Raw genomic sequence first — 10,411 nt, 5'->3', positions numbered from 1 at the left:
TATATGAAATTTCAGGAGCCCGAATTGAATCAACTTTTACAGACCTTTATACCGACTGCACACCTTATTAAAAATACGATCGGCGATTGCGAAGTAGTCATCCACGATATGAGCACGCCGCAAAACTCCGTCGTTTTCGTCCTCGGCGACGTAACGGGCAGGAGGATCGGTCAAAGCTTCGATCATCTGGTAAAGGACGTGTTGTTAAGCAAAAATTTTGAAAACGACTGCACCGCAAACTACTACTTCACCGCGCAAAACGGCAAGCTCATACGCTCCTCGACTTCGCTGATCCGCGGCGCAGACGGCAAAGTAGTAGGCGCGCTATGTGTAAATATCGATACTTCGAGCGCCATGGCCGCATACAAAGCAATAAAAAATCTGCTGCCGAATGCAAAGCTCGATAGCAAGGAGTTGCAGGGCGCAAATTTTACCACCGACGGAAGCTGTAATAGCGCGGCATTAGACGGGGCGAGCTTCAATGACGACGTAAATTTAGAAACGCAAAACTCTAACGATTTGCAGCAAAATATCCTTGACATCGTCCAAGACCTGATCGCATCGGCTACGCACGATCTAAATGTGGAGAGGATGAAGAAAGAGGATCGAAAGCGTATCGTAAAATTCCTCTCGCAAAAAGGGATTTTTGAGGTAAAAGGCGCGGTAGAGCTCGTCGCAAAGGCGCTTAGGACGCAGAAAGTCACGATCTATTCGTATATAGATGAGGTAAAGAAGGAAAGCTAGCCGCAGTACATAAATTTGATCTCAAATTTAATAAGCGTTGCGCGCCTTACTATCAGCGTAGCCATTGGAGTGGCGTAAATTTTAATCTAAATTTGATGAATCGATCAAAAATCAGAGCATACTAATCCCTCATTTATACAGCGTGTAATGGGATAAAAGCAAAACTCATCTGTTACTCGAACTCGTAACCCTTTGTATTCTTTAATTTCTCGTCATAATCGACTCCGTTAGCAATTCGCTTGCGTGAAGCATTAAAATCCGCTCGTATCGGGCTTTTGCGCTCGTCAAACTCAAGTGGCGCTACACCGATGATATCTGCTAGCAGATGTGCCAAATCATCGCTCATAAAAGGTTTATCTTTCGCCGCAGCTAGCCTCTGCCATAGCTTAGCGTGATCGTTCAAAAACTCGCGCGAAGCTATGAAAATCAGCGGGATTTCGTAAGTAAAGCGGCTCTCCATGCCGTGCCCAAGGCGTCCGTTTTCGTATAAATTCTCGCCGTGATCGCTAAGATAGACGATGAGACTGTCATCACCCGAAAAAATTTTAAAAATTTCATTTATGACAAAATCGTTGTAAAGCACGCTGTTGTCGTAATATGCGACGACATCTTTCTGCTTGGAAGTAAGTTTTGCCTTTACGTCCGCCACGCTAAACTTGCCAAATCCCTCGGGATAGCGCAGGCTGTAATCCATATGGCTACCGATGAGATGGATCACGTAGAAATTTCGCTCGCTCTGCTCCGTTTTTGCCTGATTTATGAGTGGAAGCAGCACTCCGTCAGGCTTGATGCGGACGGTTTCATAAAGATTACTCTTTGAGAGGAAGGATTCCGCGTCCGCGCGATCGGCAGCGCTTTTAGCGCTTAACGCATGTGCGCCGAAAGCCTCTTGATTGCTAATCCAAAAGGTGCGGTAGCCACTTAGCTTAAACATATCGATAATGCTAAGGTTGCGAAACCAAGCCCTTTTGCGCTCGCTTTCGTAATCGCTGAAATTTAAAAGCCGCATCAGCACCTGATTAGTCGTGCCGTAAGGCGAGATTGTATCGCTAAATTTTATCAGATTGCCGCTTGCCTCGAGACCCTCCAAAAGCGGCGTATTTTTAACGCCGTAGCCGTAGAGCGACATATGACCGCGTTGCAAGCTCTCACCGATTATTAGGATGATATTTTTGACACGAGACTTTTGAGAGGCGGGGTTTATGGCAGCGTCAGGGTTTTTGGAATTTAAGATCGCGCTGGGGCTTTGCGGCGCGGAATTTAAAGTCTCGCCCCTGCTTTGCGGCTCAGTGCCCGAGGTGGGCGTAGAATTTAAATTTACGCCGGAATTTTGCACCTGGGCGTTTGATGCAGGCGTAGAATTTTCAGACGCGGAGCCCAAAGCAGAGCTTTGCGGATCCGAATTTGTGCTGCCTTTTAAAACGCTTTCGTTCGCGCGCTTGGCCTCGTCATATCCAAGCTGCACTTCGCGCATATCGGTGATGAAATTTTTATCGCCCAGATAGTCTTTTATCGTAAAGGCAAACTCCAACGGGACGTATTGCGATAACTTAGTTATATAGCCCTGCTTGCCCTGGGAAGCTTTAGCGGCGATATCCGCGCAAAAAATCGTTCCGTAAATGAGATAAATCGCCGCTAACAGCAATCTTAGACCGCTATGCGTTTGTTCCCTCTTTCTCCGCTCTGCTCTTAGCGCTACAAAGATGCAGCCAAGCAGCACCGCTAGATACAAAATCGTCGCAGGGTTAAGAAACTGCGAAACAAACTCGCGCGTCTCTGCTGCATCGGTATGCACAAGCGCGTCGATCGCCACGACGTTGAAGCTTGAGTCGAAATTTACGATCAAAAATAAAGCCACACTCGCAATTAGCGCAATTAGCGCTAGTAACACGAACGAAACGAGCTTAAAAAATCGCCCGCTAAGCAGATAGCAGAGGTGAAAGATAAGTAAATTTATGATGAGCACCGCAGAAAAGCCTTTAAATACATGCGAAAAATGATACCCATTGATCTGATAATGTATCTTAGCCCAGCATGCGAGCAGACATAGCGCCGTGCTAAGCCAAAACACCCTCCATACGGGACGCTCGCGCAGCGCAGCAAAAAAACCGCGGTCGATTTTCATAAGCAAGCGCGCCACGAGCTCGCCCGCTTTCGTCCGCGCCATAAGCCCGCCTATATTTGCTAGCGCTACATAAAATTTTTCTCTCATTTTATTATTTCCTGCCTTGTACGAAGAGACGCGACGACGCCCACTCTGCGTAGCGCGACACATTTTCGCTTTAAAATCAAGGCGCAATATTAGCCGCTTAAAGCTTTGAGCTTGCTTACTTGCGCGCCTTTACATTTCAAATTTTACGGCTAAATTTTAAAGATACGGGCGGGGGTTAGAATTGGACGGCGGAATTTTGAGGCGAAATTCTATGTAAAGCGGATTTATGAGTGAGGTTATGAGACAGAAGCTCCGGGATAAAATTATTAAAACGTAATTTCAAAAAATTTAGCTAATTGAAATTTCGAAGCAATATTGCCGCGGTCAAAACGCTCGGGCAAAAATTTTAATAAGATGCGCGGCAAATGGCGCGTTTTACAATGCTTGCATACCTCATAAAGCCGGCTACGAGGCTAGAGCAGATGAAGCGACTACGACGCGATATTTTTTAAAATTTTGCGGCTAGACCGCAAACCGTCGCGATAAGCTTTGAAAGGTCTTCAGACAAAAATTTATGCATGAAGCGGCTGAGGTAAAATTCCAAGACGCGAGCGATGTAAAATTGTCGAAATCTAATCGCGGGCGGAATTTCGCCTTGGCAAAAGTGTAAAATTTTAACTAGTCCAAGTCGCCTTTTGTGCGAAATCTACGCGACGCTTAGGACTTCTACCTTACCGTCGAAAACCGCCATGCAGTGCTCATAGTGGCTAGTGCGGAGCCCATCCTTGCTTCTCGTGCTCCATTTATCCTCGGCGATGACCGGCGTGCCGTCCTTTTGGCAGATCATCGGCTCGATGCAAAAAACCATGCCGTTTTTGATTTTGGGGCCCGATTTTGGATTGTTGCCCTCTAGATAGTTTGGGATCTCAGGCTCTTCGTGCGGGTGCTTGCCGATGCCGTGACCGCAGAAGCCATACAGCGGCACGAAGCCGCGTGCACGGATAAATTTCTCGATCTCGAAGCTTAGCTCTTTGAAGTGCATCCCTACCCTGATCGTTTTGATGGCAAACTCCAGCGTGTCCTTGCTGCATGCGATAAGCTCCTCGTCGGCTTTTGAAATTTTACCGACGGGCAGGGTGCGCGCGCTATCGCCGAAATATCCGTTTAGCTTCGAGCCTAGATCAACGCCTAAGATATCGCCCTCTTGCAGGATCGTTCCGTCGGGGATGCCGTGGATGATGACCTCGTTTAGCGAGAGGCAGGCGGCATTTGGAAAGCCGTATAGCCCCTTAAAAGCGGGATACGCACCCTTTGAGGTGATGAAATCGTCGATCTTTTTATCGACTTCGAGTAGGCTAAGACCCGGCTTTATGAATGAGGCTGCATAATCAAGGGCTTGCGCGACGATCTTGTTCGCTGCGCGCAGCCCCTCTAAATCTTTTTTCGTTTTAAGTAAAATCGCCATTTATAATCCGACCGCGCTTAGGGTCTGATATTTGTTCATATAGATCTGCGCTTCGATGCGCCTCATCGTATCGAGTGCGACGGAGACGACGATCAGCACGCTGGTGCCGCCGAAATAAAACGGCACGCCCATAAATTTAACGAGCAGCCACGGGATGACGGTTACGAGACCGAGATAGATCGAGCCCCAAAACGTAAGGCGGCTGGCAACTTCGTTTAAAAAGCTCGCCGTTCCCTCGCCCGGACGAATACCCGGGATAAATCCACCCTGCTTCTTTAAATTTTCGCTTATATCTTTTGAATTGAACGCGATCGATGCATAAAAATACGCAAAAAACACGACCAAAACAAAAGTTAAGAAGTTGAAAAAGTAGTTGCTCGGGCTTAAGAAATCGTGGATCTTTTGGATGATCGGATTGGTGCTTGCCTGCAAAATAGTGGTCGGAAACATCAAAATTGCGCTTGCAAAAATCGGCGGAATGACGCCGCTTAAATTTAGCTTGATCGGCACATAGTTCATAATGCGCTTGTTTTGATTCGCCATCAATACCTTGCGCGAAAACGAAACGGGAATCCTGCGCTCGCCCAGCTCTATATAGATAATCACGCCGATAGTGATCAAAACAATAGCTATGATAAGGGCAAGAATCAAGAAATTCATCTCGCCGGTATTTACTAAATTTACGGTACTTCCGATCGCTCTAGGGATGGCGCTAACGATACCCGCAAAGATGATAAGGCTGGTGCCGTTACCGACGCCGCGCTGCGTAATCTGCTCGCCGATCCACATCAAAAGCATGGTGCCTGCCAGCATCGAAATGCACGAGATGAAAACAAACTCGTTGGTATTCTCCGCCATTATCGCAGGCGCTCCGGTCTGTCCGTGGATGCCCTGTAAACCGATGCTAACGCCGATGGATTGAACCATAGCGATTGCGATGGTGGCGTATCGGATGATCTGCATATATTTCTGCATACCGTCGCGCTCTTTTTTGAGCTTGCCTAAATTTGGGAAGGTCGCGGCGAGCAGCTCCATAATGATCGAAGCGGTAATATAAGGCATAATGCCTAGCGAGATAACGCTGAATCGCTCCGCCGCGTTACCGCTAAACATATTAAACATTCCAAAAGCGTTGTTGCTATTGCTTTGAAAAAATTGCTTTATAACCTCAACGTCCACTCCCGGAACCGGCACGTAAGCTAGCAACCTATAGGCAAAAAGAAAGCCCAAAGTAATGAGAATTTTGTTGCGTAGCGATTTATTCATTATTTTTGTCCGCTAAATTTTACGTTCTCGTCTTTGATCTTGCTCGCGAGCGCTTTTGTGCCTACGCCGATCAGCTTGATCTTTTTAACGGAATTTGAAATTTTATGAACCGACTTGATACTCTCGACCGTGATCTCGCTAAGATCTTTGATAGCTTCGATTTTATCGACGTTAATCACGTAGGGTTTTTCGAATTTAGAAGTAAAACCTACCTTCGGAAGCCTTCGCTGAATCGGCTGTTGACCGCCCTCGAAGCCTCTTTTTTCATGAGAGCCGGTGCGTGCGGTCTGACCCTTGCCGCCGCGACCGGCAGTTTTACCTAGGCCGCTTCCTTGACCGCGACCCAAGCGCTTGGTGGCGTGAGTCGAGCCAGGGGCTTTTTTAAGATTTTCTAATCCCATCTTTTATCCTTCTAGTGTTTTAAGATACTAAGAGCTTTCATAGTAGCCCTTACGACGTTGGATGCGTTGTTAGAGCCTAGCGACTTGGTTAGGATATCCCTAATGCCTGCAAGCTCTAAAACCGGGCGCACGGAGCCGCCTGCGATAACGCCGGTACCTTCGCTCGCCGGCTTTAATAAAATTTTACTCGCATTGTATTTTACTTCAACATCGTGAGTGATGGTAGAGCCGTTTAAATTTACCTTGATGATATTTTTAAACGCATCGTCTACCGCCTTTTTAATCGCGTCTGGCACCTCTTTGGATTTACCGAAGCCAAAGCCCACCAGACCGTTTCTATTGCCTACCACTACGAGCGCGGTAAATCTGAACCTTCTACCGCCCTTAACGACCTTCGTAACCCTACCGATATTGACGATTACCTCTTCGAATTCTTCTCTATTATACTTTTCCACAATCATTCCTTTGGGTTATAGTTTGATGCCGTTTTGGCGTAGCGACTCGGCAAAGCTTGCGATTACGCCGTGATACAAATAGCCGTTGCGATCGAAAAGCGCCTCGCAGATGCCTTTATCCTTTAGCTTGGAAGCCAAATCTTTAGCTAGGCTAGCCGCGCCCTCTTTATTTGCCTTTAAATTTAAAACCTTACCGCTACTGGCGCACAAAGTAACGCTCGCTACATCGTCGATAGCCTGAGCGTAGACGGTTCTATTGGATTTGAAAATAGAAATTCTAGGGCAAGATGCGACGCCTGAAATTTTAGCGCGAATTCTTCTTTTTCTCTTGATTCGTAAAGAGATCTTTCTTTTTAATACGTTCTGTGTCATTTCTCAACCCTTATTTCTTAGCTGTTTTTCCGGCTTTGCGGATAATGCGCTCTTCAAGATACTTAATACCCTTGCCTTTATATGGCTCAGGCGGTCTGAATCCTCTGATCTCGGCTGCCACTTGGCCTACTTGCTGCTTATCGTCGCCCTTGATAGTTACGACGTTTTTATCTACGGAAATTTCAATCCCCTTTGGAGATTCAAAATTTATCGGATGCGAAAAGCCTAAACTTAGCTCAAGTACCTTGCCCTTCATCGCGGCTCTATAGCCGACGCCGTTGATTTCAAGCTGTTTTGAAAAGCCCTCGGTAAGACCAAGGACGATATTGTTGGCTAAAGCGCGATATGTTCCCCAATACGCCCTGCTCTGTCTATCCTCGCCCTTAGGTGAGAATTCTATCTTTCCGTCTTCGATTTTTACATCGACATGACCTTTTAAATCAAGCTCTTTTTCGTTATTCGATTTTTTAAATTTTAACGACGAGCCGTCGATTTTGACCTCTAAGCCGTTTGGAATAGAGATCGGTTTTTTACCAATTCTTGACATAATTTTCCTTTTTATTTGTCTAGGGTATGTCTACTTTTACGAATGGATACCACAATGCCATAAAAAGTAGAAACTTCTTACCAGATCGTGCAAAGCACTTCGCCGCCGACGCCGGCTTTGTGTGCGTCGATACCGCTCATAACGCCTTTGCTTGTGCTAACGACTACGGTTCCGTAGCCGTTCTTGAAGCGCTTGATCTCGTCTTTGCCTTGATACACGCGGCGACCCGGAGTCGAAATTCTTTTAACTTCGTTTATCACGCTCCTGCCCTTTTCGTCGTATTTAAGCACCACGTTGATGATCTTTTTATTGTTTTCCTCTACTACGTTGTAGCTCTCGATATAGCCCTTCTCAGCTAAAATTTTCAGCATAGCCTCGACTACATTTGAGTGAAAAAGCTTAGTAGTATCTAGCCTTCGCATCGCAGCATTTCTGATGCGAGTTAGTCCATCTGAAATAAGATCGTTAATCATCTCTTCTCCTTACCAGCTTGCTTTTTTTAGACCTGGGATCAAGCCCTCGTTTGCCATCTTGCGAAGGCAAACGCGACAAATTCCAAAATCCTTATAAACGGAGTGCGGACGACCGCAAATTTGACATCTGGTATATGCGCGAGTGCTAAATTTAGCGGGGCGTTTCGCCTTGGCTACCATTGATTTTTTTGCCATATCATTTTCCTTTTGCAAAAGGCATGCCGAATAGCTCTAGCAATTTAAATGCCTCTTTATCGTTATTTGTAGTCGTTACGACGGTTATATTCATACCGTGAGTTCTTAAAATTTGATCGTATTCGACCTCAGGGAACATCAGCTGCTCTTGCAAACCGAAGTTATAATTGCCGCGTCCGTCAAAGCCCGTTCTAGGTAGTCCTCGGAAATCCTTAACTCTAGGAAGCGCGATAGAGATCAGTTTGTCTAGGAAGGCAAACATCTGCTCCTTTCGTAACGTAACCATTATACCTACCGGAAAACCTTCGCGCACTTTAAAGCCGGCAACCGATTTTTTTGCATTGACGATAAGCGCTTTTTGGCCTGCGATCAGCGAGATAGTATCGGCCATATTTTGAAGCACTTTTTGATCTTTGCTCGATTCGCCCGTTCCTACGCTGATAACGATCTTTTCAAGCGCCGGGATAAGCATAGGATTTTTTATATCAAATTCTTTCTGCAAAGCAGCTCTGATGGAATTAGCGTATTTATCTTTTAGCCTGCTCATAATCAACCCTCTACCAACGCAACGTTTGAAATATCCATAGGCATCTCTTTGCTTGTAAAGCCGCCTTGCGGATTTTGCTCGGTTGGTTTGATAGCCTTTTTAGCCATTTTACAACCCTCAACGATAACTTGAGCTTTTTTAGGGAACACTGCCTTAACGGTGCCTGTTTTGCCCTTATCGTCACCTGCGATGATCTTTACTTGATCGCCCTTTTTAATCTTAAATTTTACTGCCATTATAAAACCTCCGGAGCCAGCGAAACGATCTTCATAAAACCGCCGTATCTGACCTCTCTACCGATAGGACCGAAAATACGGGTACCGATCGGCTCTTTTTTTGAATCCAAAATAACGGCTGCGTTCTCATCGAATCTAATTAGTGAGCCGTTGCCTCTGTGCAACTCTTTAGTCGTACGAACAACTACGGCTTTTACTACTTGACCGCGCTTAATCTTGCCGTTAGGGAGCGCTTTTTTTACAGAGCAAACGATGATATCGCCGATTGTAGCGTATCTTCTTTTGCTACCGCCCAAAACTTTAATACACATAAGTTCTTTTGCGCCGCTATTATCAGCTACCGCAAGTCTGGTAAAACTCTGTATCATTATTCAACTCCTGTTTTCAAAACCGCTTTTAAGCGAAACGATTTTCTAGCGCTTAGCGGTCTGCACTCGATCGCAGATATGGTATCGCCGATCTTTACGACGTTGTTTTCATCGTGGATCAGATATTTTTTAAACCTTTTTACGATCTTTCTATATCTAGGGTGCATAACCCTTCGCTCTACCAAAACGGTAGCTGTTTTATCGCCCGCCTTCTTTACGACTACGCCTTGAATTTCTCTTTTAAATGCCATAACCTATCCTTATTTCGCTTTAATAGCAGTGTTGATTCTAGCGATATCTTGAGCTATCTCTTTGCGAACAGCACTAATCTCATTAGGGTTGCTTAACTGCATAGTTTTTAGCTTTTGTCTAGCCGTAAATAAAAGCAACTTACTTTGTTTCAACATAGAATTTAGCTCAGCCAAATCTTTATCTTTCAAATCAGTATATTTCATTTTCGCTTTCCCTACTTACGATTTTCGTTTTAAAAGGTAGTTTATGAATCGAAAGCATAAGCGCCTCTTTAGCAACCTCTTCGCTAACGCCGGTCATCTCGAAAATGATTCTGCCCGGTTTTATATTCATTACCCACTCTTCTACGCCGCTCTTACCCTTACCCATACGAGTTTGTAGAGGTTTTTTGGTAAGCGGTTTGTCTGGGAATACCTTAATCCAAATTTTAGCTTGACGATTCACGAAGCGCGTCATCGCGACACGAGCCGCTTCGATCTGGCGCGAATTTACGCGGCCCGCTTCTACGGCTTTTATTCCGATCTCGCCCATAGCAAGATCAGCGCCGCGAGTAGCTTTACCGCGGTTTCTGCCTTTCATCTGTTTGCGAAATTTAGTTCGTTTTGGCATCAACATGATTATTTACCTCTTCTTGCTCTGCGCGGTTTTTTATCGGCTTTTTCTTCTTCGTTCTTTTCAGGTTGAACGCCTTTTTGAAGAACCTCACCTTTAAATATCCACACTTTTATACCTATGTTTCCATAAGTCGTATGCGCTTCAGCAACGCCATAATCGATCTTAGCTCTTAGAGTATGAAGCGGAACGCGACCCTCTAAGTACCACTCTGTTCTAGCGATTTCCGCACCGCCAAGACGTCCAGCAACTGAAATTTTGATACCTTTAGCACCTGATTTTTGAGCGCCTTGGATAACTTTTTTCATTGCGCGTCTAAATGCAAC

General features: G+C 45.5%; 17 protein-coding genes. 1 reads left to right on the top strand and 16 read right to left on the bottom strand.

Translation table 11 applies throughout. The features are described 5' to 3' along the window. The first annotated feature begins 24 nt into the window (after positions 1-24). Positions 25-744, top strand: coding sequence for a PAS domain-containing protein (locus tag Q0095_RS09930; RefSeq protein ID WP_297883353.1), 720 nt, complete (start codon positions 25-27; stop codon positions 742-744). Between the two features lie 172 nt (positions 745-916). On the opposite strand, the gene Q0095_RS09925 is transcribed toward Q0095_RS09930, so the two are convergent. The 16 genes from Q0095_RS09925 to rpsC form a co-directional block, all read right to left on the bottom strand. Further along, positions 917-2,956 carry a sulfatase-like hydrolase/transferase gene (locus Q0095_RS09925; protein ID WP_297883352.1) on the bottom strand — a complete coding sequence of 680 codons (2,040 nt, stop codon included), beginning with the start codon at positions 2,954-2,956 and terminating at the stop codon, positions 917-919. Between the two features lie 646 nt (positions 2,957-3,602). Beyond that, positions 3,603-4,361 carry a type I methionyl aminopeptidase gene (gene map / locus Q0095_RS09920; RefSeq protein WP_297883351.1) on the bottom strand — a complete coding sequence of 253 codons (759 nt, stop codon included), beginning with the start codon at positions 4,359-4,361 and terminating at the stop codon, positions 3,603-3,605. Continuing rightward, the gene (secY, locus tag Q0095_RS09915) at positions 4,362-5,627 is read right to left on the bottom strand and encodes a preprotein translocase subunit SecY (protein WP_297883350.1); all 1,266 of its coding nucleotides are present in this window, start codon (positions 5,625-5,627) and stop codon (positions 4,362-4,364) included. Next, positions 5,627-6,028, bottom strand: coding sequence for a 50S ribosomal protein L15 (rplO, locus tag Q0095_RS09910; protein WP_297883349.1), 402 nt, complete (start codon positions 6,026-6,028; stop codon positions 5,627-5,629). The genes secY and rplO overlap by 1 nt, the downstream gene beginning before the upstream one ends. Positions 6,029-6,039: 11 nt before the next feature. Continuing rightward, complete coding sequence (rpsE, locus tag Q0095_RS09905; protein ID WP_297883348.1) at positions 6,040-6,483, bottom strand: 30S ribosomal protein S5; 444 nt, start codon at positions 6,481-6,483, stop codon at positions 6,040-6,042. Positions 6,484-6,498: 15 nt separating this feature from the next. Then, positions 6,499-6,855 carry a 50S ribosomal protein L18 gene (rplR, locus tag Q0095_RS09900; protein WP_297883347.1) on the bottom strand — a complete coding sequence of 119 codons (357 nt, stop codon included), beginning with the start codon at positions 6,853-6,855 and terminating at the stop codon, positions 6,499-6,501. A 10-nt stretch (positions 6,856-6,865) separates the two neighbouring features. Then, a complete protein-coding gene (gene rplF, locus Q0095_RS09895; protein WP_297883346.1) occupies positions 6,866-7,402 on the bottom strand; it encodes a 50S ribosomal protein L6 in 537 nt (178 codons plus the stop codon). Between the two features lie 77 nt (positions 7,403-7,479). Continuing rightward, a complete protein-coding gene (rpsH, locus tag Q0095_RS09890) occupies positions 7,480-7,875 on the bottom strand; it encodes a 30S ribosomal protein S8 (protein ID WP_005868989.1) in 396 nt (131 codons plus the stop codon). Between the two features lie 9 nt (positions 7,876-7,884). Beyond that, complete coding sequence (locus Q0095_RS09885; protein WP_005868990.1) at positions 7,885-8,070, bottom strand: type Z 30S ribosomal protein S14; 186 nt, start codon at positions 8,068-8,070, stop codon at positions 7,885-7,887. 1 nt (position 8,071) lies between these two features. Continuing rightward, the gene (gene rplE, locus Q0095_RS09880; protein ID WP_291938590.1) at positions 8,072-8,617 is read right to left on the bottom strand and encodes a 50S ribosomal protein L5; all 546 of its coding nucleotides are present in this window, start codon (positions 8,615-8,617) and stop codon (positions 8,072-8,074) included. Between the two features lie 2 nt (positions 8,618-8,619). Further along, positions 8,620-8,853 (bottom strand): 50S ribosomal protein L24, encoded by a 234-nt coding sequence (rplX, locus tag Q0095_RS09875; protein WP_005868992.1) that lies wholly within the window; start codon positions 8,851-8,853, stop codon positions 8,620-8,622. Beyond that, entirely contained in the window at positions 8,853-9,221 is a 369-nt protein-coding gene (gene rplN, locus Q0095_RS09870) for a 50S ribosomal protein L14 (protein ID WP_005868993.1), read from the bottom strand. Before rplN ends, rplX begins: the two co-directional genes overlap by 1 nt. Beyond that, positions 9,221-9,472: a 30S ribosomal protein S17 gene (gene rpsQ / locus Q0095_RS09865; RefSeq protein ID WP_005868994.1), complete on the bottom strand. Its 252-nt coding sequence runs from the start codon at positions 9,470-9,472 to the stop codon at positions 9,221-9,223. The genes rplN and rpsQ overlap by 1 nt, the downstream gene beginning before the upstream one ends. A gap of 9 nt (positions 9,473-9,481) precedes the next feature. Then, the gene (rpmC, locus tag Q0095_RS09860) at positions 9,482-9,676 is read right to left on the bottom strand and encodes a 50S ribosomal protein L29 (RefSeq protein WP_297883345.1); all 195 of its coding nucleotides are present in this window, start codon (positions 9,674-9,676) and stop codon (positions 9,482-9,484) included. Continuing rightward, positions 9,663-10,088 carry a 50S ribosomal protein L16 gene (gene rplP / locus Q0095_RS09855; protein WP_297883344.1) on the bottom strand — a complete coding sequence of 142 codons (426 nt, stop codon included), beginning with the start codon at positions 10,086-10,088 and terminating at the stop codon, positions 9,663-9,665. The genes rpmC and rplP overlap by 14 nt, the downstream gene beginning before the upstream one ends. 2 nt (positions 10,089-10,090) lie before the next feature. Beyond that, positions 10,091-10,411 (bottom strand): 30S ribosomal protein S3 (rpsC, locus tag Q0095_RS09850; RefSeq protein ID WP_297883343.1); only part of this gene is annotated, 321 nt, incomplete at its 5' end.

The organism is uncultured Campylobacter sp., assembly GCF_938045535.1.
Classification (GTDB): Bacteria; Campylobacterota; Campylobacteria; order Campylobacterales; family Campylobacteraceae; genus Campylobacter_B.
The sequence above is the reverse complement of the archived record's forward strand: the minus strand, read 5'-3'. Positions and strand labels throughout refer to the sequence as shown.

Excerpts from the sequence above, each read along its gene's own strand:
- Q0095_RS09925 (WP_297883352.1), bottom strand. The coding sequence starts at position 2,956 with ATGAGAGAAAAATTTTATGTAGCGCTAGCAAATATAGGCGGGCTTATG.
- map (WP_297883351.1), bottom strand. The coding sequence starts at position 4,361 with ATGGCGATTTTACTTAAAACGAAAAAAGATTTAGAGGGGCTGCGCGCA.
- secY (WP_297883350.1), bottom strand. The coding sequence starts at position 5,627 with ATGAATAAATCGCTACGCAACAAAATTCTCATTACTTTGGGCTTTCTT.
- rplO (WP_297883349.1), bottom strand. The coding sequence starts at position 6,028 with ATGGGATTAGAAAATCTTAAAAAAGCCCCTGGCTCGACTCACGCCACC.
- rplR (WP_297883347.1), bottom strand. The coding sequence starts at position 6,855 with ATGACACAGAACGTATTAAAAAGAAAGATCTCTTTACGAATCAAGAGA.
- rplF (WP_297883346.1), bottom strand. The coding sequence starts at position 7,402 with ATGTCAAGAATTGGTAAAAAACCGATCTCTATTCCAAACGGCTTAGAG.
- rpsH (WP_005868989.1), bottom strand. The coding sequence starts at position 7,875 with ATGATTAACGATCTTATTTCAGATGGACTAACTCGCATCAGAAATGCT.
- Q0095_RS09885 (WP_005868990.1), bottom strand. The coding sequence starts at position 8,070 with ATGGCAAAAAAATCAATGGTAGCCAAGGCGAAACGCCCCGCTAAATTT.
- rplE (WP_291938590.1), bottom strand. The coding sequence starts at position 8,617 with ATGAGCAGGCTAAAAGATAAATACGCTAATTCCATCAGAGCTGCTTTG.
- rplX (WP_005868992.1), bottom strand. The coding sequence starts at position 8,853 with ATGGCAGTAAAATTTAAGATTAAAAAGGGCGATCAAGTAAAGATCATC.
- rplN (WP_005868993.1), bottom strand. The coding sequence starts at position 9,221 with ATGATACAGAGTTTTACCAGACTTGCGGTAGCTGATAATAGCGGCGCA.
- rpsQ (WP_005868994.1), bottom strand. The coding sequence starts at position 9,472 with ATGGCATTTAAAAGAGAAATTCAAGGCGTAGTCGTAAAGAAGGCGGGC.
- rpmC (WP_297883345.1), bottom strand. The coding sequence starts at position 9,676 with ATGAAATATACTGATTTGAAAGATAAAGATTTGGCTGAGCTAAATTCT.
- rplP (WP_297883344.1), bottom strand. The coding sequence starts at position 10,088 with ATGTTGATGCCAAAACGAACTAAATTTCGCAAACAGATGAAAGGCAGA.